The organism is Nguyenibacter sp. L1, assembly GCF_035199985.1.
Lineage (GTDB): Bacteria > Pseudomonadota > Alphaproteobacteria > Acetobacterales > Acetobacteraceae > Gluconacetobacter > Gluconacetobacter vanlangensis.
In genome coordinates this window covers 2111531-2135154 of record NZ_CP127015.1, presented here as the reverse complement: position 1 = coordinate 2135154, position 23624 = coordinate 2111531, and the positions used below count along the sequence as shown (strand labels likewise).

19 protein-coding genes are annotated in these 23624 nt (G+C 62.6%); 7 read left to right on the top strand and 12 right to left on the bottom strand.

Going from position 1 to position 23624, the window contains the following annotated elements; all coding sequences use genetic code 11:
* Positions 1 to 11 precede the first annotated feature (11 nt).
* From trbE to QN315_RS09555, 7 genes are read left to right on the top strand one after another with little or no spacing between them, the layout of a single operon-like run.
* On the top strand, positions 12 to 2456 hold the full coding sequence (gene trbE, locus QN315_RS09585; RefSeq protein ID WP_323993249.1) for a conjugal transfer protein TrbE: 2445 nt from the start codon (positions 12 to 14) through the stop codon (positions 2454 to 2456).
* Entirely contained in the window at positions 2453 to 3163 is a 711-nt protein-coding gene (gene trbJ, locus QN315_RS09580; protein WP_323993248.1) for a P-type conjugative transfer protein TrbJ, read from the top strand. Before trbE ends, trbJ begins: the two co-directional genes overlap by 4 nt.
* A 5-nt stretch (positions 3164 to 3168) precedes the next feature.
* Positions 3169 to 4614, top strand: a complete 1446-nt coding sequence (trbL, locus tag QN315_RS09575) for a P-type conjugative transfer protein TrbL (protein WP_323993247.1) — start codon at positions 3169 to 3171, stop codon at positions 4612 to 4614.
* Between the two features lie 5 nt (positions 4615 to 4619).
* Entirely contained in the window at positions 4620 to 5303 is a 684-nt protein-coding gene (gene trbF, locus QN315_RS09570; protein ID WP_323993354.1) for a conjugal transfer protein TrbF, read from the top strand.
* Positions 5300 to 6307 carry a P-type conjugative transfer protein TrbG gene (gene trbG / locus QN315_RS09565; protein ID WP_323993246.1) on the top strand — a complete coding sequence of 336 codons (1008 nt, stop codon included), beginning with the start codon at positions 5300 to 5302 and terminating at the stop codon, positions 6305 to 6307. The genes trbF and trbG overlap by 4 nt, the downstream gene beginning before the upstream one ends.
* Positions 6304 to 7497: a TrbI/VirB10 family protein gene (locus QN315_RS09560; RefSeq protein WP_323993245.1), complete on the top strand. Its 1194-nt coding sequence runs from the start codon at positions 6304 to 6306 to the stop codon at positions 7495 to 7497. Before trbG ends, QN315_RS09560 begins: the two co-directional genes overlap by 4 nt.
* On the top strand, positions 7485 to 7715 hold the full coding sequence (locus QN315_RS09555) for a DUF2274 domain-containing protein (RefSeq protein ID WP_323993244.1): 231 nt from the start codon (positions 7485 to 7487) through the stop codon (positions 7713 to 7715). The genes QN315_RS09560 and QN315_RS09555 overlap by 13 nt, the downstream gene beginning before the upstream one ends.
* A 16-nt stretch (positions 7716 to 7731) precedes the next feature.
* On the opposite strand, the gene QN315_RS09550 is transcribed toward QN315_RS09555, so the two are convergent.
* The 12 genes from QN315_RS09550 to QN315_RS09500 all read right to left on the bottom strand — a co-directional run bounded on the left by QN315_RS09550 (position 7732) and on the right by QN315_RS09500 (position 23557).
* Complete coding sequence (locus QN315_RS09550) at positions 7732 to 8703, bottom strand: LysR family transcriptional regulator (RefSeq protein WP_323993243.1); 972 nt, start codon at positions 8701 to 8703, stop codon at positions 7732 to 7734.
* Between the two features lie 272 nt (positions 8704 to 8975).
* Positions 8976 to 9221: a LysR family transcriptional regulator gene (locus QN315_RS19595; protein WP_408904614.1), complete on the bottom strand. Its 246-nt coding sequence runs from the start codon at positions 9219 to 9221 to the stop codon at positions 8976 to 8978.
* 200 nt (positions 9222 to 9421) lie between these two features.
* The gene (locus tag QN315_RS09545) at positions 9422 to 10915 is read right to left on the bottom strand and encodes a malate:quinone oxidoreductase (protein ID WP_323993352.1); all 1494 of its coding nucleotides are present in this window, start codon (positions 10913 to 10915) and stop codon (positions 9422 to 9424) included.
* 377 nt (positions 10916 to 11292) lie between these two features.
* Complete coding sequence (gene acnA / locus QN315_RS09540) at positions 11293 to 13986, bottom strand: aconitate hydratase AcnA (RefSeq protein WP_323993242.1); 2694 nt, start codon at positions 13984 to 13986, stop codon at positions 11293 to 11295.
* Complete coding sequence (gene gltA / locus QN315_RS09535; protein ID WP_323993241.1) at positions 13983 to 15314, bottom strand: citrate synthase; 1332 nt, start codon at positions 15312 to 15314, stop codon at positions 13983 to 13985. Before gltA ends, acnA begins: the two co-directional genes overlap by 4 nt.
* Positions 15315 to 15409: 95 nt before the next feature.
* Positions 15410 to 16030: a bifunctional 4-hydroxy-2-oxoglutarate aldolase/2-dehydro-3-deoxy-phosphogluconate aldolase gene (gene eda / locus QN315_RS09530; protein WP_323993240.1), complete on the bottom strand. Its 621-nt coding sequence runs from the start codon at positions 16028 to 16030 to the stop codon at positions 15410 to 15412.
* Positions 16031 to 16060: 30 nt separating this feature from the next.
* Positions 16061 to 17890, bottom strand: a complete 1830-nt coding sequence (edd, locus tag QN315_RS09525) for a phosphogluconate dehydratase (protein ID WP_323993239.1) — start codon at positions 17888 to 17890, stop codon at positions 16061 to 16063.
* 122 nt (positions 17891 to 18012) lie between these two features.
* Entirely contained in the window at positions 18013 to 18795 is a 783-nt protein-coding gene (locus QN315_RS09520; protein WP_323993238.1) for a succinate dehydrogenase iron-sulfur subunit, read from the bottom strand.
* A 29-nt stretch (positions 18796 to 18824) separates the two neighbouring features.
* On the bottom strand, positions 18825 to 20636 hold the full coding sequence (sdhA, locus tag QN315_RS09515) for a succinate dehydrogenase flavoprotein subunit (RefSeq protein ID WP_323993237.1): 1812 nt from the start codon (positions 20634 to 20636) through the stop codon (positions 18825 to 18827).
* Between the two features lie 97 nt (positions 20637 to 20733).
* Positions 20734 to 21159 (bottom strand): succinate dehydrogenase, hydrophobic membrane anchor protein, encoded by a 426-nt coding sequence (gene sdhD / locus QN315_RS09510; protein WP_323993236.1) that lies wholly within the window; start codon positions 21157 to 21159, stop codon positions 20734 to 20736.
* A 1-nt stretch (position 21160) separates the two neighbouring features.
* Positions 21161 to 21613, bottom strand: a complete 453-nt coding sequence (gene sdhC / locus QN315_RS09505; protein WP_323993350.1) for a succinate dehydrogenase, cytochrome b556 subunit — start codon at positions 21611 to 21613, stop codon at positions 21161 to 21163.
* Positions 21614 to 22942: 1329 nt separating this feature from the next.
* Positions 22943 to 23557 carry an MFS transporter gene (locus QN315_RS09500; protein WP_323993235.1) on the bottom strand — a complete coding sequence of 205 codons (615 nt, stop codon included), beginning with the start codon at positions 23555 to 23557 and terminating at the stop codon, positions 22943 to 22945.
* Positions 23558 to 23624: the final 67 nt, after the last annotated feature.

Sequence of the window (23624 nt, the reverse complement as noted above, 5' to 3'; positions counted from 1 at the left end):
GAGGATCGGCGATGATGTCCCTTAGCGAATATCGCAACCGTGCGTCCCTGCTGGCCGATTTCCTGCCGTGGGCCGCGCTGGTCGAACGCGGCGTGGTACTGAACAAGGACGGTTCTTTCCAGCGCACAGCACATATCCGTGGTCCCGATCTCGACAGCGCCACCCCGGCCGAACTGGTCGGCGTCACCGGGCGGCTGAACAATGCGCTGCGCCGGCTTGGCTCCGGCTGGGCGGTGTTCGTCGAGGCGCAGCGCGTCCCGGCGACGCTCTATCCCGAGAGCGACTTTCCCGACGCGGCCAGCCAGATGGTCGATCTGGAGCGCCGTGAAGCGTTCGAGGATGAGGGCGCGCATTTCGAGAGTCGGTATTTCCTCACCCTGGTGTGGCTGCCGTCGGCGGAAACCTCCGGCCGGGCAGAGCGCCTGCTTTATGAGGGCATGGAGCGCGACGGCCCCGATCCGCACGGGCTGCTGCGCAATTTCATCGACCGCAGCGACCGGCTACTGGCGCTGCTGGAAGGCTTCATGCCCGAGGCGGGCTGGCTCGATGACGTCGGGACGCTGACCTATCTGCACAGTACCATTTCGACCCGGCAGCAGTGCGTCCGCGTGCCGGAAATCCCCATGCATTTGGATGCGCTGCTGGTGGACCAGCCGTTGGCGGGTGGGCTGGAACCGAAACTGGGCGCGGCCTACCTCAAGACCCTGACCATCACCGGGTTTCCGAGCCAGACCTTTCCGGGGATTCTCGATGACCTGAACCGGCTGGCTATGCCGTATCGCTGGTCGACGCGGGCGATCCTGCTCGACAAGACCGATGCCACCAAGGTGCTGACGAAGATCCGTCGCCAATGGTTTGCCAAGCGGAAATCGATCGCCGCCATCGTGCGCGAGGTGATGACCAACGAGGCGTCGGCGCTGGTGGACAATGATGCCGCCAACAAGGCGGCCGACGCCGATCTGGCGTTGCAGTCGCTCGGCGCGGACAATGTCGGGCAGGCGTATGTCACCGCGACGGTGACGGTCTGGGACGGCAGCGCTAGCATCGCGGCCGAAAAGCTGCGCCTGGTCGAGAAGATCATCCAGGGCCGCGACTTCACCTGCATGGCGGAAAACCTCAACGCCGTGGAAGCTTGGCTCGGTTCTCTTCCCGGCCATGTCTACGCCAATGTGCGTCAGCCGCCGGTCTCGAGTCTGAACCTGGCGCATATGGTCCCGCTCTCCGCCGTGTGGGCCGGGCCGGACCGCGATACCCACTTCCGTGCCCCGCCGTTGTTCTACGGCAAGACCGCCGGTGCCACGCCGTTCCGGTTTTCCCTGCATGTCGGCGATGTCGGCCACACCCTGATCGCCGGGCCGACCGGGGCCGGGAAATCCGTCCTGCTGGCGCTCATGGTGCTGCAGTTTCGCCGCTATCAGGGCGCGCAAATATTCGCCTTCGACTTCGGCGGCTCGCTGCGCGCCGCGACGCTGGCCATGGGCGGGGACTGGCACGACCTTGGTGGGAGATTGTCGGACAATACCGCTGATGGGGAAGGTGGTTTCCCCGCCGTCTCGCTCCAGCCGCTGGCGCAGATCGATGATCCCGACGAACGAGCCTGGGCGACGGAATGGCTCGGCCAGATTCTCGTGGGCGAGGGGACGGCGTTGACGCCGGAGGTAAAGGCGCATCTCTGGTCGGCGCTGAACTCGCTCGCGTCGTCGCCGTTCCATGAGCGCACCCTGTCGGGACTGGTCGCACTGCTGCAGTCCAACGCCCTGAAGCAGGCGCTGGCCCCCTATTGCCTCGGCGGCCCCCATGGCCGGTTGCTCGACGCGGATGCCGAGCGGCTGGGCGACGCGGAAATCGTGGTGTTCGAGACCGAGGGGCTGATCGGCTCCGGCGCTGCGTCCCCCGTGCTGTCCTATCTGTTCCATCGCATCGAGGGCTGTCTCGACGGGCGGCCGACCCTGCTGGTGATCGATGAGGGCTGGCTGGTGCTGGACGATGGCGATTTCGCCGGCCAACTCCGCGAATGGCTCAAGACCCTGCGCAAGAAGAATGCGTCGGTGATTTTTGCGACGCAGAGTCTGTCGGACATAGCTAACAGCCGGATCGCGCCGGCGGTGGTGGAAAGCTGTCCGACGCGGATCTTCCTGCCCAACGAACGGGCGATCGAGCCGCAGATCATGGCGCTTTATCGCGATTTCGGGCTGAACGACCGCCAGATCGGCATCATCGCCCGTGCCGCGTCGAAGCGGGAGTATTACTGCCAGACCCAGCGCGGCAACCGTCTGTTCGAGTTGGGGCTTGGCCCCGTGGCGCTGGCGCTGTGCGCGGCTTCGGGAAAGGACGATCACCGGCTGATCGACGAGGTACTGGCCGAGCATGGGCGGGACGGATTCCTGTCGGCCTGGTTCGCGGCGCGGGGTGTCACCTGGGCCGCCGACCTTCTCCGGGAAGGAGAAGTGCCATGAGGCGGATCCTGCTTCTTGGCGGCATCGTCAGCATATTGTCTCTTTCGGTCACCCCAGCCTACGCACAATGGGCGGTGTTCGACGGCGCCAATTTCGGCCAGAACGTGATGATCGCGGCGCGAGAACTCCAGCAGATCGATAACGAGATTTCCTCGCTCGCCAACCAGGCGAGGAATCTGGCATCCCTGCCATTGTCGACATTGTCCACGCTGCAATCGACGATTTCCCAGACAACGGCGCTTCTGAATCAGGCGCAGAACATCGCCTACAGCGTCCAGTCGGTCGAGCAGCAATACCAGCAGGCGTATACGTCGATTTCCGCGTCGATGTCGGATAGCGCCCTGTTCAGCCAGGCGCAGACCCGCTGGCAGAACGCGGTCAGCGGCTTCGAGGACGCGCTGAAGGCCCAGGCCCAGGTGGTGGGCAACATTCCCAGCGACAGCAGCGCCATGACCCAATTGGTTTCGGCCAGCCAGAGTTCGACGGGCGCGCTCCAGGCGGCCCAGGCCGGCAACCAGTTGCTCGCCCTGCAATCCCGTCAGCTCGCGGACGTGATCGCGGTTCTGTCCGCCAATGGCCGGGCGCAGCAGCTCCAGCAGGCACGGGAGGCGGTGGCCGAGGCGGAAGGCCAGGCGCAATACGCGCATTTCGTACAGCACGACGTCTACGTGCCCGGCGCCGTCTCCGTCTTCAACGACGGGAGCTGACGGTCATGGCGGACACAGGCATCACCAATGCAGGCGTCATCGACAATTTCCTGAACAGTTTCACCACGACGATCGATAGCGGTTTCGGTCTGGTGAAAAGTGATGTCGTGTCTCTGGCGGGCTCGCTGTCCGTCCTCGACATCGCGCTCGCCGGGCTGTTCTGGGCCTGGGCGGCAGACGAGGATATCATCCAGCGTCTGGTTAAGAAGACGCTCTATATCGGTTTCTTCGCGTTCGTGATCGACAATTTCGACGCGCTGTCCAAGAAGATCTTCGACAGTTTCGCCGCTCTTGGTCTGAAGGTCGGGGGCGGAAAACTGGCGCTTGGGGATTTCGTGCATCCCGGAAGGCTGGCGGCGACGGGATTTGACGCGGCCCAGCCGCTGCTGGACGCGATGCATCAGTTCCTCGACCCGATCCATTTCTTTACCGGCTTCGCCCAGATCGCGGTGTTCCTGATCTCCTGGTTCATCGTCATGGCGGCGTTCTTCGTGCTGGCCGTCCAGCTCTTCGTGGCGATCATCGAGTTCAAGCTCACCACGCTCGCGGGATTCATCCTGATCCCCTTCGCGCTGTTCAACCGCACGGCGTTTCTCGCCGAGAAGGTGCTGGGCAATGTGGTGTCGTCTGGCGTGAAGATCATGGTCTTCGCCGTGATCAGCGCCATCGCCTCCACGCTGTTCTCTCAGTTCACCACGTCCTATGGCGACAGCTTGCCGACGATTGGCCAGGCGCTCTCGGTGGTGCTCGCAGCCCTCGCCATGATCGGGCTCGCCATGTATGGCGGCAGCGTCGCCAACGGACTGATTTCCGGTGCCCCCCAGCTTGGCGCCGGGGCGGCGGCCGGGACCGGCATGGCGGTCGGCGCCATGGGCGCTGCGGCTGTTGCCGCCCCCGCCGCCCTGGTTTCCGGGGGCGCTGCCGCGCTTGGTGCGACCGCTGCTGCCGCACGCGGCGGGGCCGCGATCGCAGGGGCTGCCACGACGGCCTACAGCGCCGGAGCGGCGGGAGCGGGCGGCGCGGGAAGTGTGGCGGCCGGGATCGGCGGAATGGGCCGGGCTGTTGGTGGCGCTGCCATGAACGCGGCGAAGAGCAAGGTCGGCGCGGCGGCCTCGTCATTGAAGGAAAGCTACGCCGCCGGCGGACGCTGGGCCGCGAATGCGATGGGCGGGCGGTCCCGCGGTGGCGGCAATGGCGGCGGAGATGGCGGAAGCGGCGGTCCATCGGGTGGGGCTGGGTCTTCGGGACTGTCCGGTGATGGTGGTGGGCCCGCCGGCGGTGGTCCTGATGGTGGCGGTTCCGGTCCGTCCCCGGACGGCAAGCCGCCCCGCTGGGCGCGGCAAATGAAGCGTCACAATGCCGCGGCCCATGCGGCGGAAGCCGCCAATGTCATCCGCTCGGCCGACGGCGGCGGCGGAAGTTCCAGCATCGACCTTTCGGAGAAAGAATGATGGCGATGTTCCGTCGCTCGACCACAAATTATGGCATCTCGCCCGAGCCCGTCACGCCCTACCAGAAGGCGGCGCAGCTCTGGGACGAGCGCATTGGCTCCGCCCGCGTCCAGGCCCGCAGCTGGCGACTGATGGCCTTTGGTTCATTACTGCTGTCCGCCGGTCTCGGGGCCGCGCTGGTCTGGCAATCTGCGCGCGGTACCATCGTGCCCTGGGTGGTGCAGGTGGACAAATTGGGCGAGGCGCAAGTCGTCGCCCCGGCGACGTCCGGATATTTACCCACCGATCCGCAGATCGCCTGGTCTCTGGCACGCTTCATCGAGGACGTGCGCGGCTTGTCCTCCGACCCGGTGGTCGTCCGGCAGGATTGGCTGCGCGCTTATGACTTCACCACCGCCGCTGGTGCGGCCGCGCTGAACGACGAGGCCCGGCTCAACGATCCGTTTGCCCGGATCGGGCGTGAGCAGGTCGAGGTGGACGTCTCCTCGGTGATCCGCGCCTCGCCGGCGAGTTTTCGCATTGCCTGGACCGAGCGGCATTACCGCGACGGGGCCTACACGGGGACAGAACGCTGGACCGCGATCCTCTCGGTGCTGATCGCCGCGCCGCATGACGCCGACCGGCTGCGCCGCAACCCGCTCGGCGTCTTCGTTTCCGCCATCAACTGGTCGAAGGAGCTTGGACAATGATCCGCTCGATCTTCCGCGCGCTTCCGCTGATGCTGCTGGCGCTTGGCGGCTGCGCGTCCGCCTATCATCCACCCGCCATCCGCTACGATGACGCCGTGCGGGCGACGCGCCTGCCGGAGCCGCCGAAGCCGGTACAGGTGGTCGAAGTGCCACAGCCGCTACCGCTGCCCGGCCAGTTGAAGCCGCTGCCGTCGCGCCGGTCTTTCCGGCACACCCCGCCGTCCGAGGCCGCCGATCCGGCCGCGCGGGTGACCCAGGCCAATCTGGCGGCGCGGATCCAGCCGACGCGGGCCGGTTTCCTCAATGCCGTGCAGGTCTATCCCTATTCTCCCGGCGCGCTCTATCAGGTCTATGCCTCGCCCGGCGAGATCACCGACATCATGCTCCAGCCCGGCGAGAAGCTGGTCGGCAGCGGCCCGGTGGCGGCTGGCGATACGGTGCGCTGGATCATCGGCGATACCGAGAGCGGGGCAGGCGGCACAAAGCGCGTCCATATCCTGGTCAAGCCGACCCGGCCCGATCTGGTCACCAATTTGATCGTCAATACCGATCGCCGCACCTATTTGGCGGAACTGCGCTCCACCCCCGCCACCTACATGGCCTCGGTGTCGTGGGACTATCCCGAGGATGATCTGATCGCCCTGCACCGGCAGGATGACGCCGCCGAGGACGAAGCGCCCGTCGATACCGGACTGAACCTGAACGACCTCAATTTCCGCTATGTGATCCAGGACGTCAAAGGCAGCGTGCCGCCCTGGCAGCCGCTGCGGGTCTTCGATGACGGGCGCAAGGTCTATATCGCCTTTCCGTCTGGGATCGGGCAGGGCGAACTGCCGCCGCTCTTCGTTCTCGGCCCGGACGGCGGTCCGGCGCTGGTCAACTACCGTGTCCGGCAGAACTGGATGATCGTCGACCGGCTGTTCGCTGCGGCCGAGCTGCGCCTGGGCGACAAGCACAGCGAGCAGAGGGTGCGGATTGTCCGCACCGATGGGCGGCCGTCATGAGTGACGAGCCGTCGCGCGACGGACAACCGAAGTTGGTCGCGGCGCCGCCCGATTTGCGCCTGCGCGCCGATCGGCCGCGCGTGGTGCGGCTGTCCCGCCGTGTTGTCTGGTCGCTGGGAGGGGCGGGGGCGATCGCCGTGGCTTTCGCGCTGGGGTACGCCCTGCAGGCCAACCGCCACGTCTCATCGTCACCCGCCGATCAGGACACCGCCTCGCGACCTGCGGCGGCGGGATTGGAGGCCCTGCCGAAAGACTATACCGGTGTGACGAAGCTGGGACCGGCGTTGCCCGGTGATCTCGGCCGACCGATCCTCAACGCGCAGCAGCAGGGCAAGTCGATCCCGGTCAGCGCGATCGGCAACGACGACGCGCGCCGCGCCCAGCAGGAGATCGATGCCGCGATCGGCAGCAAGCTGTTCGTGCAGGTGGGGCAGGGGGATCGGCAAGGCAGTGGCACCGCCACCCCGATGATCGGGGCAGAGACTGGACCGGGAAACGTGGCCCGGTCGAACGATACCGACCCGCAGGCCGGTAACCGCGCCTTTCTGGCGCAGGCGGTCGATCACCGGACCGTCAGTTTGGAACGGATCGTGGCGCCGGCTTCGCCCTATATCCTCCAGGCGGGCACAATCATTGCCGGCGCGCTCAATACGGCGGTGAATTCCGGTCTGCCGGGGCAGCTTACCGGCCATGTCACCCAGAATGTCTATGACAGCCCGACCGGCCGCTATCTGCTGATTCCTCAGGGCAGCACGCTGGTCGGCCAGTACAGCAGTGCGATCGCCTTCGGGCAGGATCGCACGCTGGTCATCTGGACCCGGCTGATCCTTCCGGACGGGGAGTCCGTCGTGCTGGAGAACCTGCCGGGCGCCGACGCGATCGGCCAGGCCGGGCTCTCCGATCAGGTCGATCGGCACTGGGGCGAACTGTTCAAGGCGGCACTGGTGACCACCATGCTCAGCGTGGGGTCCGAGGCCGGGACGTCCTTCGGCGAGAACAATCTGATGCAGGCGATCCGTAGTGGGGCGTCGAACGGGTTCTCCATGGTCGGCAACCGGCTGATCGATCGCAGCCTGAACGTCCAGCCGACGCTGACCGACCGGCCCGGATTACCGTTCACCGTGCTGCTGAATCGAGACCTGGCGCTCAGATCCTGGCATGAGAGGGAGAGATGGCAATGGCGACCTTGAAGATCACCAGCGTGCCGGACGAGAAGCCCGTGAAGCTGACAGTGGATCTACCAGCCCGTGTCTTCCGGGATCTGAAGGCTTATGCTGATATCATTGCGATGTCAGGATCGGGTGGTGCGCGGGTGGATGAGGCCCACCTGGCCGTCCGCATGATCCAGCATTTCATGCTGGAGGATCGCGTCTTCCAGCGAGAGCGTCAGCGGAAGCCCGATGGCTGAGCAGGTCACTGATCGATCAAATGGTGCCATCAGGCTTATTGTTCCGAAATGCTTCCGACAGTTCGCGGATGATTTTCAGCAGGCTCTTCAGAGAGGGGTTGATGTTTTGTCGTGACCAGAGTGCGCAAAAGGTAACCAGGACTGGTGTCTCGCCGATTGGTCGAAAGGTCAGGCCCGGAAGGGCGATCCCGAGAGCTGCCTCGGTGGTCAGCGCGACCGCGCGTTTGCGCACCACCTCGGTCAGCAGCGTATCCCGTCCAAGGCGCAGGTGTTCGATATATCTGGGCTCTCCGGCCTGTCGCACCAATGGCAAAGCCAGATCCATCAGGTGGGGCCCGATACCATGAGATCGCACCAGGAACTCGCGATCGACGAGATCCTTCCAATGCAGGCGCGATTTGGCCGCGAGGGGATCGTCTTGATGCAAAGCCACGATTACCTGTTCGTCCCAGAGTGGGAGAGCGTCCAGGACGTCGTGAGGGAGGCGCTCCGTCATTGCCCGGCATGGTAAGAAGGCAATATCCAGCTTTCGACGTCGCACGCATTTCAGCACGTCGCTATCGTCAGTCTCCATGAGGGTGAGGCGGATATCCGGCAGAACTGCTTCAAACCGTCGCAGAATGGCCGCCAACGGGCCAGCAGCGGCGGCGGACTGAAGACCAACGCGGATTGCCGGGCGATGAATCTCGATCGGAGCGCCGGAAATTTCGAGAGATTTTCCGATCAGATCGATGGCATCCGAGATGAATTCAAGAAAGATCCTTCCATGCGCCGTTAACCGGACGCTTTGCTGCCGTTCGAAGAGGGGGAAGCCGATCGCGTCTTCGAGTAAAGCGACCCGGTTGCTGACGGCGGACTGGGCGATACCGAGCGTGTCGGCCGCCTTGTGAAAGCTGAGCTGCTCGGAAACGACGAGAGCCTGGGACAATGAAACGAGCGATAGACGGCCGCTTGCAAGATATTTGTATAGTGTCGATTGATCAACCATGTTCTGTTTTTACCGTGTGTCTATTTTGACATCTTGGAATTCGACCCTGAAGCATTTCCCTTGAAGTATTTGTAAATCAATATCGAGGTGTGGACTGTCGTACACCAGAAATCACCCGTTGGTGACTTCACTCAAGATAGGGCGTTATCTTTCTGGAGTGGTGGACAAGGAATTGTATCGGATAACGCCCGTGCGAAAGCACCGGTCATGTCGCTTGGCAAAAACAACCCGCAGCGCGCATGACGCATGCAGGTGGTATCAATCCACATGATTTATATCCTTGGTTGATTGTCCTGCCACCTCCGTTGCCGTATAACCGGCCGACTTGCGTAATGGCATCCAGATGTCAGACGGATACCGAAGTGACCTCGCTCAAGCAGGGTGACACCCAAAGCGTCCTCGAACCGGGATATGGCTCGGCTGAGAGTCGATGCTTTTAAACCGACACGTTTAGCCTCGAGAGAAAAGCTTCCTACTTCGGCAACCGTTAGAAAATACCTGAGTTCAAAAATCTTCATTCGTTGTTGAACCTGGAATATTACGCTCCCATCGAACGTCTATGTGTAGAAAGGCCCGTCCAAAGAGATGAGTGGTGAGACTTGGGGCAAATGCGTCGACCTCGATAGTCCGGCCTTGAAGCCTTGGGGATCTTCATTACCGTCCCAACAGGGAATGACCAACCCCAGCCCAATCAACCGTCCTGACCCGCCCGGCCGGACTATCCAGCGAGCTGCAGCACCTGCGTCGTGTGCTCCCTGATGCGAACACAGAGTTCGGGACACTCGGTGAGTTTCGCTCCGAAGGAAGGCACGATCTCCTTTAGCTTCGGCGTCCATTGTGCAAGGTATTGCGGAAAACATTTCTGCAAGACGCTGAGCATGATGGGCGCCGCCGTCGACGCGCCAGGCGACGCACCCAGCAGGGCCGCAACCGTGCCGCCGGCATCCGTGACTACTTCCGTGCCGAATTGCAGGACTCCCCCGTGCTTTTCATCCTTCTTGATGATTTGGACACGCTGATCCGCGATGATGAGTTCCCAGTCCTCTGCTCGGGCGGTCGGCACGAACTCCCGCAGCGCCGCAATCCGGTCGTTGTTGGACTGGAACACCTGCTGGATCAGGTATTTTGTGAGCGGCACGTTGTCCCGCGCAGCCGCGAGCATCGGACCGAGATTGCTGCTGTTGACGGAGGCCGGTAGGTCCCAGACCGACCCGTGCTTGAGAAACTTGGTCGAGAATCCGGCATAGGGGCCAAACAGCAGCCCCTGCTGATTGTCGATGACGCGCGTGTCCAGATGCGGGACGGACATAGGTGGCGCGCCGACCGATGCTTTGCCATAGACCTTGGCGTGGTGGCGGGCGACCACATCCGGGTTAGTGCAGCGCAGGAACTGGCCGCTGACCGGAAAACCGCCGACGCCCTTCGATTCAGGGATACCAGTTTTTTGCAGCAGCGGGAGCGCCCCGCCGCCCGCACCGATGAAGAGGAAGCGCCCTTTCACCGTGCTTGTGTTGTTGCTGACCTTATCCCGAACGGAAACATTCCATCCGCCGTCATAGGGTTTGAGATCTTCGATCTCATGGCGCAGATAGAGGTCGAAGCCGGGGCCAGAGGACAGGAACTTTACCAACAGGCGCGTGAGGGCGCCGAAATTCACGTCCGTTCCGGATTCGGAATAGGTGGCAGCCAGTGGTGTTCCGGAGGCCCGGTCTTCCATGACCAACGGCATCCACCGCGCGAGCTGCGTCGTATCGGTCGAATACTGCATCCCGGCGAACAGCGGATGTCCCGCCAGGGCGTCGTAGCGGCGACGCAGGTAATCGACATTGCTCGCGCCCCACACAAAGCTCATGTGCGGGATTGGTCGGATGAAGTCACGGGGCGAGGCAATGCAACCTGTCTCCACCAGGTAGGACCAGAACTGGCGCGAGACCTGGAACGCCTCGTTGACGCTGATGGCCTTGGTGATGTCGATGCTGCCGTTCGCCGCTTCGGGCGTGTAGTTCAGTTCGCATAGTGCAGAGTGGCCAGTGCCTGCATTGTGCCAGGCGTTGGAGCTTTCCATCGCAACCGCGTCCAGCCGTCCGTACAGCCCGATCGTCCATTCCGGCTGCAGCAGCTTCAGGAAAGCTCCAAGCGTGGCGCTCATGATGCCTCCACCGATCAGGATCACGTCATAGACAGAGTCAGGAGCAGAAGTACCTGCGGTCATCGCATGCTCCAGCACGGCATCGACCACTGTTTCACACCCTGTGGGTTGAGCCACCACGATGCAGGTTCCAAGTCATTCAAAGTGCTTTTAAGAGAGGCGCGTGAATTGAATTCAATCGGAATGTTATTGTTGTACACAGAGTGTTTCCTGGTAAGGCCATCAAGACTAAGAGGCACGGAAAATTACATGCGTTGAGAGGCCGCTCCGAGCTATAGAACGACGCCACACGATCATACATGAAGGAGACAATCGACTGTCGCGGAGGCCTTACGAGCGAGCCTCCACTCGGAGCCAACCTTACCAGCGGCACCGTTCCGAGCTCGGCCTAGTCGGCTCCGGCACCGACCATGCCGGCGCCGGTATCGAATGCATGACGCTCAGGCAGCTTTGGTCATCCCGCGCAGCACATACTGAAGGATGCCACCATGCCGGTAATACTCGACCTCGTCCAGCGTATCGACGCGGCAGAGCAGGGGCACGTCCTGCGTCGCGCCATCGGCGCGGGTGATGGTCATGGTCAGGGTCATGCGCGGGGTGATCGCGTCCAGGCCCTCGATGTCGATGGTCTCATCGCCCTTCAGGTTCAGCGTCTTGCGCGTCACGCCTTCCTTGAACAGCAGCGGCAGGACGCCCATGCCGACCAGGTTGGAACGATGGATGCGCTCGAAGCTCTCGGCGATGACGGCGCGGATGCCCAGAAGAAGCGTGCCCTTCGCGGCCCAGTCGCGCGAGGAGCCCATGCCGTATTCCTTGCCGCCGAAGACGACGAGCGGCGTGCCCTCTTCCTTGTATTTCATCGCGACGTCATAGATCGAGCCCTCGGCCCCATCCGGATAATGCCTGGACAGGCCGCCTTCCGTGCCCGGCAGCATCTCGTTCTTGATGCGGATGTTGGCGAAGGTGCCGCGCACCATGATCCGGTCGTTACCGCGCCGCGAGCCATAGGAATTGAAATCCTTCGCCGCGACCTGGTGCTCCGAGAGATACAGACCCGCGGGCGCGGTCTTCTTGATCGCGCCGGCCGGGGAGATGTGGTCGGTGGTGATGTTGTCACCCAGCAGGGCCAGCACCCGCGCGCCGACGATATCGCCCTTGGACACCGGCTCCGGCGTGATGTCCTGGAAATAAGGTGGGTTCTGGACGTAGGTGGAGGCGGGATCCCATTTGTAGGTCTCCGACCCGGTCGCGACCTTCAGCGCCTGCCATTCCTTGGTGCCGAGCGTGATCTTGCTGTAGCGGTCGATGAATTCCTCGCGGGAGATGGAGGAACCCATCAGGTCCGCGATCTCCTTGTTGGTCGGCCAGATATCCTTCAGATAGACCGGCTTGCCGTCCTTGGACGTTCCCAGCGGCGTGGTCGTGATGTCCTCGCGCATCGTGCCGAGCAGCGAATAGGCCACCACCAGCGGGGGGCTCGCGAGATAGTTCGCGCGCACGTTGGGCGAGATGCGGCCCTCGAAATTGCGGTTGCCGGACAGGACCGAAACCGCGACGAGCTTGTTGTTCTCGATCGCATCCACGATGGTGTCGGCCAGCGGGCCGGAATTGCCGATGCAGGTCGTGCAGCCATAACCGACCGTGTTGAAGCCCAGCGCATCGAGATCTTCGCTGAGCTTGGCGCGGTCGAGATAATCCGTCACCACCTGCGAGCCTGGCGCGAGCGACGTCTTCACCCACGGCTTGGGCTTCAGCCCCAACGCGCGCGCCTTGCGGGCGACCAGACCGGCCGCGATCAGCACCGCCGGGTTCGAGGTATTGGTGCACGACGTGATCGCCGCGATCACCACATCGCCATGGCCGATCTCGTAATTCGTGCCGGCAACGGGCACCTTCTTGTGCGCGTCGTTCGCGGGCACGCCCAGCCCCCCGGTGAGTTCCGTCTCGAAGGCACTCGTCGCGTCCTTGAGCGACACGCGGTCCTGCGGGCGCTTCGGGCCGGCGAGCGAGGGGACGACGGTGCTCAGGTCCAGTTCCAGCGTGTCAGTGAAGATCGGGTCGGCCATGTCCGGCGTGCGGAACATGCCCTGCGCCTTGAGGTAGTCTTCCGTCAGCTTGATGCGATGCTCTTCGCGGCCGGTCTGGCGGAGATAGTCCAGCGTCAGCGCGTCGACGGGGAAGAAGCCGCAGGTCGCGCCATATTCGGGGGCCATGTTGGCGATGGTCGCACGGTCGGCGACCGGCAGGTGGTCGAGCGCGGGGCCGAAGAACTCGACGAACTTGCCGACCACGCCCTTCTTGCGCAGCATCTGGGTGACGGTCAGCACCAGGTCGGTCGCGGTCGCGCCCTCCGGCAGCTTGCCGGTCAGCTTGAAGCCGATGACGTCGGGGATCAGCATGGCGATCGGCTGGCCGAGCATCGCGGCCTCGGCCTCGATGCCGCCCACGCCCCAGCCCAGCACGCCCATGCCGTTGACCATGGTGGTGTGGCTGTCGGTGCCATATAGCGTATCGGGATAGGCGTAGTCCTTGCCGTCCACCTTAGCGGTCCACACGGCCTGGGCGATATATTCCAGATTGACCTGATGGCAGATGCCGGCACCCGGCGGCACGACGGAGAAATTCTCGAACGCTTCCTGGCCCCAGCGCAGGAAGGCGTAGCGCTCGCCGTTGCGTTCGAATTCGATGGTGACGTTCTTCTGCAGCGCGTCCGGCGTGCCGGAGACGTCGACCATGACCGAATGGTCGATCACGAGATTGACCGGCACCAGCGGGTTGACCTTCTGCGGGTCGCCCTTGAGCTTGAGAATGCCGTCGCGCATGGCGGCAAGGTCGACCACGGCGGGGACGCCGGTGAAATCCTGCATCAGGATGCGTGCGGGCTTGAACGGCACTTCCTGCGTACTGGAGCCCTGGGCGAGCCAGCCCGCGATCGCCTTCGCGTCCTCTGTGCTGTAGGAGTGCCCGTCTTCGAAGCGCAGCACGTTTTCCAGCAGGACCTTCAGGCTGACCGGAAGGCGGCTGACATCGCCAATGTGTTTTTCGGCCTCGGGGATGGAGAAGTAATGATAGGTCTTGCCGTCAATATCGAGCGTGCTGCCCGTATTGAGCGAATCGTGGCCAACTGACTTCATGACATGTCCTCCGATACTTTCATCTTCGCGCCCTCTCGCTGATCGAGCGGCACGAACTCACGCACCGGCGCACCGGTGTAAAGCTGACGGGGCCGACCGATGCGCTGGCCCGGCTCCTCGATCATTTCCTTCCACTGCGCAATCCAGCCCGCCGTGCGGGCAACCGCGAACAGGACGGTGAACATGCTGGTGGGAATACCCATCGCCTTGAGGATGATGCCCGAGTAGAAATCCACGTTCGGGTAAAGCTTGCGCTGGACGAAATACTCATCCTCGATCGCGATCCGTTCCAACTCGACCGCGAGCTCTAGCAGCGGATCGTCCGTGATCCCGAGCTCGCCCAGCACCTCATGGCAGGTCGCCTGCATGATCTTGGCGCGCGGATCGAAATTCTTGTAGACGCGGTGGCCGAACCCCATCAGACGCACGCCGCTGGTCTTGTCCTTCACCTTTTCGATGAAGGCCGGGATGTTATCCTTATGCCCGATGTCCGCGAGCATTGTCAGCACCGCTTCGTTGGCGCCACCGTGCGCGGGTCCCCACAGCGCAGCGATGCCGGCCGCGATGCAGGCAAACGGGTTCGCCCCGGTGGAACCGGCAAGTCGGACTGTGGACGTGGACGCATTCTGTTCGTGATCGGCATGCAGGATCAGGATCCGGTCCATCGCGCGCGCCAGAATGGGGCTGACAACGTAAGGCTCGCTCGGACGGGCGAACATCATGGACAGGAAATTCTCCGCATACGTCAAATCATTACGCGGATAAACGAACGGCTCGCCCTGCGTGTATTTATAGGCCCAGGCCGCAATGGTCGGGATCTTCGCGATCAACCGCACCGCCGACAGATCGCGGCTGGCTGCGTTCGAGATGTCGATACCATCATGATAGAACGCCGAAAGCGCACCGACCGTGCCGCAAATGATCGCCATCGGATGCGCATCGCGGCGGAAGCCGTTGAAGAAATTGCGGATCTGTTCGTGCAGAAGCGTATGCGTCGTCAGCGTCTTGACGAACTCGTCGTTCTGCCTGCGCGTCGGCAGCTCCCCGTACAGCAGCAAATAGGCAATTTCGGGAAATGTCGCCCCCTCGGCCAGCCCCGCGATCGGATACCCACGATGCAGAAGCACGCCTTCGTCACCATCGATGAAGGTGATCTTGCTTTCACATGACGCCGTCTCGCCGTAGCCGGGATCGAAGGTAAAAACTCCGAGCTGGCCCACAATCTTGCGGATATCTGCGACGTCAGGGCCAAGGGTTCCCGAGAGGAGCGGCAGTTCCGCCGTCTTGCCGTCAAGCGTAATGGTTGCGGACTTGCCTGCTGCACTCATAAAGCGATCTTCCTACTGATCGGTGACCACATGCCACGCGGGGGGCACCGACGGACTCGAATATTTCTAATAATTCAGGGCTTCCGGTCGCAGTATCAGGCCGCACGGGCCAGCTTCGCTGCCATGGCCGCGCGACACTCGATTTCCCTCGTGTCCGGAACCCCGGTGGGCACGAGCCAGGACCCGCCGACACAGCGCACGAATGGCAGGGCCAGCCACTCCGGTGCACGTGCGTGATCGATGCCGCCGGTGGGGCAGAAGCGGACGTTGCCGAACGGCGCCGACAGCGCCTTGAGCGCCTTGATTCCACCTGCGGCCTCCGCCGGGAAAAACTTGAAGCGATCAAGCCCCAGATCCAGACCCCGCATGATGTCACCGGCGTTGGCGACACCCGGCAGGAACGGAATGCGCCGCGCGACGGCCGCCTTGCCGAGTCCGTCGGTCAAGCCCGGGCTGACGATGAATTCGGCGCCGGCCAGGATGCTGGACTCAAGATCCGCTTCGTTCAGAACCGTTCCGGCGCCGACGACGGCGCCTTCGACCTTCGCCATCTCGGCGATGACGTCCAAAGCGGCCGGAGTGCGCAGCGTGACCTCCAGCACCCGCAGGCCGCCGGCCACAAGCGCTTTGGCGATCGGGTGGGCGTGAGCGACATCGTGCACGACCAGAACCGGGATCACCGGCGAGAGGCCCATGATGCGATCAATTTCGGACATATCTCGGTCTTTCCGTATTGTGGGCGCGCGTCAGACGGCCTGATGTTCCATCGCCGCGAGCATCGCTGACGCGCCGCGTTCCGCGCTATCGGCGCCAAGGCGCATGAAAGTAAACAGCTCCCGGCCTGTGCCTTCTTCCGATCCGGGTTGCGCCCGTATTTCGCGTGCCGCCCATTCAACAGGGTCAACCAGCGCCTCGATGGTGCCGTCCTGCGCGCTCAGCCGGATCATGTCGCCGTCGTGCACGCGAGCCAGCGGGCCGGAGGGTAAGGCTTCGGGGGTCAGATGAATCACCGCCGGGACCTTACCACTAGCCCCCGACATGCGTCCATCAGTCACCAGGGCCACGCGGTAGCCCCGATCCTGGAGGATGCCCAGGGACGGCGTGAGTTTATGCAACTCGGGCATGCCGTTTGCGGCCGGCCCCTGGAAGCGAACGACGACGACGACATCACGATCGAGTTTGCCGGCGCGGAAAGCCTCCAATACCTCTTCCTGATCGTCGAACACGGCCGCCGGCGCTTCAATGGTCCAGCGATCCGGGGAGACGGCGCTGGTCTTGAAAATGCCCCGCCCGAGATTGCCCTGAACCAGACGCATGCCACCGTCGGTGCGGAATGGATCGGACGCCGGGCGCAGGATGGTGTCATCTCCCGAGACGCTCTGCCTGTCTCCCCACACGAGGTGATCGTCACGCAGGGCCGGCGTGCGGGTATAATCCGCAAATCCGCCAGCGGCCACCGTTAGGATATCGTCGTGCAGCAGCCCGGTATCGAGCAAGGTCGCAATCACGAAACCCATGCCGCCCGCGGCATGAAAACCATTCACGTCGGCCGCCCCGTTTGGATAGACCCGCGTGAGGAGCGGTACGGCGGCCGACAGCCGATCCAGATCTTCCCAGTCGATCACGATTCCCGCCGCTCGGGCGATCGCAGGCAAATGGATTGCAAGATTCGTCGAGCCCCCCGTCGCCAGCAGGCCCACCGCGGCATTGACGATCGCCCTTTCGTCGATGCAGCGACCCAGCGGCCGGTAGTCATCGCCGGCCATTCCGATTGCCAGGACGCGATGCACCGCTTCGCGTGTAAGTGCCTGGCGCAGCTTGGTATTCGGGGTAACGAAGGCCGCACCGGGGACGTGCAGGCCCATCACCTCCATCATCATCTGGTTGGTGTTCGCCGTGCCGTAGAACGTGCAGGTGCCGGCGCTGTGATAGGAGGCCGCTTCCGCGTCCAGAAGCTCGTCTCGACCGACTTTTCCTTCGGTGTAGAGTTGACGAACCTGCTGCTTCGTCTTGTTCGGCAGACCGGACGGCATCGGGCCCGCCGGCACCAGCACGGTAGGCAGATGGCCGAAACGAAGCGCGCCCATCAGCAGCCCGGGCACGATCTTGTCGCAGATGCCGAGCAGCGCCACCCCTTCGAACATGCCGTGACTCAGGGCGACCGCCGTCGACAAAGCGATCGTATCGCGGCTGAAGAGCGAAAGCTCCATCCCGGGTTGGCCCTGGGTCACCCCATCGCACATGGCGGGCACGCAGCCCGCAACCTGGGCAGTCGCGCCCTCCTCGCGCGCGAACAGACGAATCTGGTCAGGATACCGCGCGTAGGGCTGATGCGCGGAGAGCATGTCGTTATAGGCGCTGACGATGCCGATATTCATGGCGGCGCCTGACCGGATCGCGGTTTTGTCCTCGCCGGATGCCGCGAAGGCGTGGGCAAGGTTGCCACAGGCCAGGCGCGGGCGGCTCACCCCACGGTCTTGCTGGCGGGTGATCAGGTCCAGATAGCGGCGACGGGTCGGTGCGGAGCGGCGAATGATGCGTTCCGTCACCTCGGCAAGAACGGAATTCAACCGCATCGGAAACGGTCGCATGTGTGGTCAGATATCTGGTTCAGGTAAAACACCGTCGATACTCCTGGATGAAAACGCCATGGTTCATGGCAATCTTTTGCAGTTGTGAGCCTCTCGGCGAGGCGATTTCACATTTTCCGCTCCAACTGCAGCTTCTTGATTTCCGCGATCGCTTTGGCGGGGTTCAGGCCCTTGGGGCAGGTCTGGGTGCAGTTCATGATCGTCCGGCAGGCATACAGCTTCAGCGGATCTTCCAGCGCGTCCAGCCGGTCGCCAGCATGTTCGTCGCGGCTGTCCGCGATCCAGCGATAGGCTGCAAGCAGGGTAGCCGGCCCCAGATAGCGGTCGCCGTTCCACCAGTAGGATGGACAGGACGTCGTGCAGCAGAAACACAGAATGCACTCCCACATACCGTCCAGCTTCGCGCGTTCCTCGATGCTCTGCTTGCGCTCCGCGTCCGGCGGGGGGGCGGTGTCGGACTGCAGCCACGGTTCGATGGAGCGGAACTGCGCATAAGCGCCGCTGAGATCAGGCACCAGATCCTTGACCACCGGCATGTGTGGCAACGGGGAGATCGCGACGGCCTTTTTCACCTCCGCGATGGGCTTGAGGCACGCCAGCGTGTTCTCGCCGTCGATGTTCATCGCGCAGGAGCCGCAAATGCCTTCGCGGCAGGAGCGGCGAAAGGTCAGCGTGGGATCCACGTCGTTCTTGATGTAAATCAGCGCGTCCAGCACCATGGGGCCAATCTTGTCGAGATCCAGCTCATAGGTGTCGATGGCGGGATTGGCACCGTCATCGGGGCTCCACCGATAGACGCGGAAGGATTTGACGTTCGCGGCCCCGACGGGGGCCGGAAAGACCTTGCCTTTGCCCACCGTGCTGTTCTTGGGCAGTCTGAATTCGACCATTCGCCTCGTCCCTGTTCTGCCGGTTCTTTTTAGTACACGCGCTTTTTGGGCGGGAAGACCTGAACCTCGTTGGTCAGCGTCTGCATGCGCACCGGACGGTAGCTGAGTGTTACGCCGCCTTTTGCATCCAGGGTGGCGACCGTGTGCTTCATCCATTCGTGATCGTCGCGCTCGGGGTAATCATCATGCGCATGCGCACCCCGGCTTTCATGGCGGGCGAAGGCGCCTTCCATCGTCACCGTCGCGTTGGCGATCAGATTGTCGAACTCAAGCGCTTCCATCAAATCGCTGTTCCAGATCAGCGAACGGTCCGAGACGCTCATGTCGCCAAGGCCAGACCAGAGAGTGCGGATCTTGCCGCAGCCTTCCTCAAGGCTGTTGGAGGTGCGGAACACGGCGGCGTGCGACTGCATCGTGCGCTGGAGGCGGTCGCGCATCTGGGCCACGCGTGTGCCGCCCTTCGCGTGGCGCAGAAGATCCAGCCGGTCCAGCGCCTTTTCGCCAGCCCTCGCCGGCAGTGGGGCGATGGCTTCGTCGGGGTTGATGATCTCGGCCGCGCGTTTGGCTGCCGCGCGTCCGAACACCACTAGATCCAGCAGCGAGTTCGTGCCCAACCGGTTTGCGCCATGGACCGACACGCAGGCGGCTTCGCCCACCGCCATCAGACCGGGCACGACGGCATCTACTTTGTCGGCCGTCGGGCGAATGACCTCGCCGTGGTAGTTCGTTGGGATGCCGCCCATGTTGTAATGCACGGTCGGCAGCACGGGCACGGGCTCTTTCGTCACGTCCACGCCCGCGAACACACGCGCGGTTTCCGAAATGCCGGGCAGGCGCTCATGCAGCAGGTCCGCGCCGAGATGCTCCAGATGCATCATGATGTGGTCCTTGTTCGGACCGCAGCCTCGCCCTTCGTTGATTTCGATCGTCATGGAGCGCGAGACGACATCGCGCGACGCCAGATCCTTGGCTGTGGGCGCGTAGCGTTCCATGAAGCGCTCCCCCTCGGCGTTCGTCAGATACCCGCCTTCGCCACGGCATCCTTCCGTCAGCAGGCAGCCCGCAGGGAAAATGCCGGTCGGATGGAACTGCACGAACTCCATGTCCTGCGTGGGGATGCCCGCGCGCATCGCCATGCCGCCGCCGTCGCCAGTGCAGGTGTGCGCTGATGTGCAGGACTGGTACGCACGGCCATAGCCGCCGGTGGCGAGCACGACCGTCTTTGCGCGGAAGCGATGCATCACGCCGTCCTCCAGACACCACGCGATGACGCCGCGACAGGCGCCCTCGTCGTCCATGATGAGGTCGATGGCGAAATACTCGACGAAGAATTCGACATCATGCTTCAGGCACTGCTGGTACAGCGTGTGCAGGATGGCGTGGCCGGTGCGGTCGGCCGCGGCGCAGGCGCGAGGAACCGGGGCCTCGCCGAAATTGCGCATATGGCCGCCGAACGGACGCTGGTAGATGCGGCCGTCCTCGGTGCGCGAAAACGGAACGCCCAGATGTTCCAGTTCCTGCACGGCGGGGACCGCCTCGCGGCACATATATTCGATGGCGTCCTGGTCGCCGAGCCAGTCCGACCCCTTCACCGTGTCGTACATGTGCCAGCGCCAATTATCCTCGGACATGTTGCCGAGTGAGGCGCCGATGCCGCCCTGGGCCGCGACGGTATGGCTGCGCGTGGGAAAGACCTTGGTGACGCAGGCGGTCTTCAGCCCTGCGGCCCCCATGCCCAATGTCGCGCGCAGGCCGGAGCCGCCCGCGCCGACGACGACTACGTCATAGGCGTGATCGACGATCCGGTAAGCGCCGGAGGAAGGGAGTGAAATCGCGTTCATGTCTGCAACGTTTCCCGAAGCTCATCCGGCCCTGTCTGTCGTGGCCGGATTGTCGATGCCCGGGACCGTCCGGGCAGACCCTGGATCTTGTTCCGGCTCATGCCGCGTTGTTTTGCCGGGTTGCCGCCAGCATGAGTCGCAGCACGGCAATCACCGCGAACAGGCCGAGCGCAAACGTCGCGCCCTTCATCAGCAGGCGGACCGGCAGATGTGCCTTGCCGTGCACGTAGTCGTCGATGATGACTTCGAGGCCAAGCTGCATGTGATGGAAGGTCAGCACCAGAAGCGCGATCAGCAGCGTCGCGTTGACCGGCTTGCCACCCCATTCGACCACTTTCGCATGTTCGGCGCCGGCTAGGCGGAAGATCTGCAGGACGAACCAACCCGACAGCGGCACAAGGGCGATGGCTGTCATGCGTTCGACCCACCAGTGCGTGACGCCGCTGCCGCCCGCGCCCAAGCCACGTGCGCGCGACAATTGCGAGCGCATCACGCTGACATGGGGTTTTGACTGTGCGTTCATGTCAGTGCTCCTTCTTGCGGCAGCAGGTCACGCCGAAGATGGCCGCCAGTAGTGCCGCGGTCACGCCCAGCGTGATCGCCACGGTTTTCACGCCATCCTTGTTGATTTGCTGTTTTTCGAAGCGTCGGCCCGAATCCCAGATCAGATGTCGGATGCCGGCGATGACATGATACACAAGGGCCAGAACCCATCCCGCGAGTGCGGCCTGGCCGAGCGGATTGCCCGTGACCTTGCGGGCTTTTGCGAAGGATTGGGGACCGCTTGCCGCAGCCGAGAGCCAAAGCACACCAAGTGCCACTCCGCCTGCCGACGCGACGCCCGCCGCACGGTTCGCGATCGAAAGGAACATCGACAGGCGGAATCGATAAACCTGAAGGTGTGGGGACATCGGGCGCCGGATCAGCGTCCCGTCGCTTTTGTGCCCGACATAGAGCGCTTCACGGACATCCTGCATGATCGTCTCGCTGTTCATCCTCGTTTTGGTCTCGGTTTGTTCGTCACGCCGTGTTTGCAGATGTCTATGGATCTGGGAATCAAAAATGAGCCGATTGGACACAACGTCGCCTAAGTGGAAATTTTAGTGAGCAAAAAGTTTCTCCTCTGTGAGCCCCTGGGCGACATTGTCGTCGAAACATCGCACGCCAAATCAACTGACAATTCGAATCACAATTGTGCAGTTGGAGAGAGCGTGCGCTATTAAAACTCTTTGGGAATCAAGACAACCAGTAGGCTGGGCACGCGAACGTTTCCAATGGACGTTGTAGCCTCGTGACATCCTGTTGTATGCCCAGCCTGCGAAGTAATATAGCTCAGACGAATTCAGTTCTGGAGGTGGTTGACGGCCAATTTTTGGCCTTCAAGCTTCCTTCTACATCGTGGCGCAAAGTCAGCCTTGCCAGTGGCGGATTATCGAGCGAGGAGAATGGACCACCGGAAACATCGTTCGCACGCATGTAGTCGTCTTCCTTGGACGACTGCGCTGTGGTCGTTGGCTGCCGGACGCAGGAGCTTATCCATCAGCTGAAGCACAGGAAGGTCATGTAAAAATCACCGACCTATCGGCAGGAAGGCTATCGAGAAGTGTCTGTCTGATCGAGATACGCGACCGGCGCAGACAATAGACGATTATAACGCGCCATTGCGTGAGGCTTGTAGGGGCGGCCACCCATGTAGAGTTTTGGGAGTCCGGCCAGAGCCATCTGCCTCATGGGAGACTCTGTGCGATGCGTCTGACCAATATAGGCCTGACTAACAGGGCGCTTGAGAGTGTGATTGCGGCGTCGAACACGCAAAGGGCAGTCGGAACTCCCACGCAATCTGCCAAGACGCCACCTGCGATCACCGGAATGCTAAATCCGAAGTAGGCGAACAAAAAATACCCGGAATTCGCACGCGCCCGATCGGAGTCCGCTGATGCGACAGCGATCGCAGACAGTCCTCCAAGATAGGTGAACCCATAACAGCAAGAACCCGCGACCATCGCGCCCACGAGCAGCAATGCCAGGGACGACGAAATCGCTCCGGCCACCAGCAACGTGAAGCCCAAAGGGGTCAGCATCAATCCTATGAGCATCGACATTCTTGGAGACAGTCGGCGGGCCACGGGCTGGAATATTAGCCCGGTTGAAATAATTAGAAATGTTGAAAATCCGGCCCAAACACCATGTCCATACGACGTCAAGACGACAGGGACCAAGGCAATTACCGTGCCCGATACAGACCATGAGATGAGTATAGCCACGCAATAGACCGTAGTGCCACGAAGAATAACCGGCGAACGAAATCAAACGGTCGATCGGACACGAACCCGTTCGTGAATGACTGACATCCATATTAGACCGCAGCAGGCGAGCACTATGTAGCCACCATAGGTGGCAGGAAGCAGGGTTCCTGGAAATGCAAGTAAATAGAGACTGGTCGCAAGTGCGCCCGAGCCGAAACCGAGGGATGTTGCTGCCGCGACGATCCTTGCCGCCGCCTCAGGTGGCTTGGAATGTCCGTTCATTAATTCGGCCATGAATGCCGTTCCAGCGCTGGCCATGAGACCTGTCGCTGCGCCGCACAGCATACGCGCGGCGGCTACGGCTTCGAGCCCAGGCCAGATGATTGGGAACGAAGTTGCCACTGCCGCCAACATTATGGCTATCATAAGCGGCAGTTTGCGTCCGAGGCGGTCAGATAACCCACTCAAAAACGTCAGAGTCGGCACCAATCCAGCGACATAACACGCAAAGGCGATTGTCTGAGCTTCGGGACCGAAGTGACCTGCGTGTGCATATTCTGCATAGAGGGGTGCCTGCAAGTTGACGGCTGCAGTAATCAAAAACAGAGAAGTTGCAAGGCCCCAAATGGAGGATCTATTCTCAGATTGAGGTGCCACGGTTGACGATTCGATCATAGGGCTCCTGTGCTATAATGGTGGAACTGTTGTCGCAATACGGGATTATATGAAATCGGTCGGCCCA

Excerpts from the sequence above, each read along its gene's own strand:
- trbE (WP_323993249.1), top strand. The coding sequence starts at position 12 with ATGATGTCCCTTAGCGAATATCGCAACCGTGCGTCCCTGCTGGCCGAT.
- trbJ (WP_323993248.1), top strand. The coding sequence starts at position 2,453 with ATGAGGCGGATCCTGCTTCTTGGCGGCATCGTCAGCATATTGTCTCTT.
- trbL (WP_323993247.1), top strand. The coding sequence starts at position 3,169 with ATGGCGGACACAGGCATCACCAATGCAGGCGTCATCGACAATTTCCTG.
- trbF (WP_323993354.1), top strand. The coding sequence starts at position 4,620 with ATGTTCCGTCGCTCGACCACAAATTATGGCATCTCGCCCGAGCCCGTC.
- trbG (WP_323993246.1), top strand. The coding sequence starts at position 5,300 with ATGATCCGCTCGATCTTCCGCGCGCTTCCGCTGATGCTGCTGGCGCTT.
- QN315_RS09560 (WP_323993245.1), top strand. The coding sequence starts at position 6,304 with ATGAGTGACGAGCCGTCGCGCGACGGACAACCGAAGTTGGTCGCGGCG.
- QN315_RS09555 (WP_323993244.1), top strand. The coding sequence starts at position 7,485 with ATGGCGACCTTGAAGATCACCAGCGTGCCGGACGAGAAGCCCGTGAAG.
- QN315_RS09550 (WP_323993243.1), bottom strand. The coding sequence starts at position 8,703 with ATGGTTGATCAATCGACACTATACAAATATCTTGCAAGCGGCCGTCTA.
- QN315_RS19595 (WP_408904614.1), bottom strand. The coding sequence starts at position 9,221 with ATGAAGATTTTTGAACTCAGGTATTTTCTAACGGTTGCCGAAGTAGGA.
- QN315_RS09545 (WP_323993352.1), bottom strand. The coding sequence starts at position 10,915 with ATGACCGCAGGTACTTCTGCTCCTGACTCTGTCTATGACGTGATCCTG.
- acnA (WP_323993242.1), bottom strand. The coding sequence starts at position 13,986 with ATGAAGTCAGTTGGCCACGATTCGCTCAATACGGGCAGCACGCTCGAT.
- gltA (WP_323993241.1), bottom strand. The coding sequence starts at position 15,314 with ATGAGTGCAGCAGGCAAGTCCGCAACCATTACGCTTGACGGCAAGACG.
- eda (WP_323993240.1), bottom strand. The coding sequence starts at position 16,030 with ATGTCCGAAATTGATCGCATCATGGGCCTCTCGCCGGTGATCCCGGTT.
- edd (WP_323993239.1), bottom strand. The coding sequence starts at position 17,890 with ATGCGGTTGAATTCCGTTCTTGCCGAGGTGACGGAACGCATCATTCGC.
- QN315_RS09520 (WP_323993238.1), bottom strand. The coding sequence starts at position 18,795 with ATGGTCGAATTCAGACTGCCCAAGAACAGCACGGTGGGCAAAGGCAAG.
- sdhA (WP_323993237.1), bottom strand. The coding sequence starts at position 20,636 with ATGAACGCGATTTCACTCCCTTCCTCCGGCGCTTACCGGATCGTCGAT.
- sdhD (WP_323993236.1), bottom strand. The coding sequence starts at position 21,159 with ATGAACGCACAGTCAAAACCCCATGTCAGCGTGATGCGCTCGCAATTG.
- sdhC (WP_323993350.1), bottom strand. The coding sequence starts at position 21,613 with ATGCAGGATGTCCGTGAAGCGCTCTATGTCGGGCACAAAAGCGACGGG.
- QN315_RS09500 (WP_323993235.1), bottom strand. The coding sequence starts at position 23,557 with ATGATCGAATCGTCAACCGTGGCACCTCAATCTGAGAATAGATCCTCC.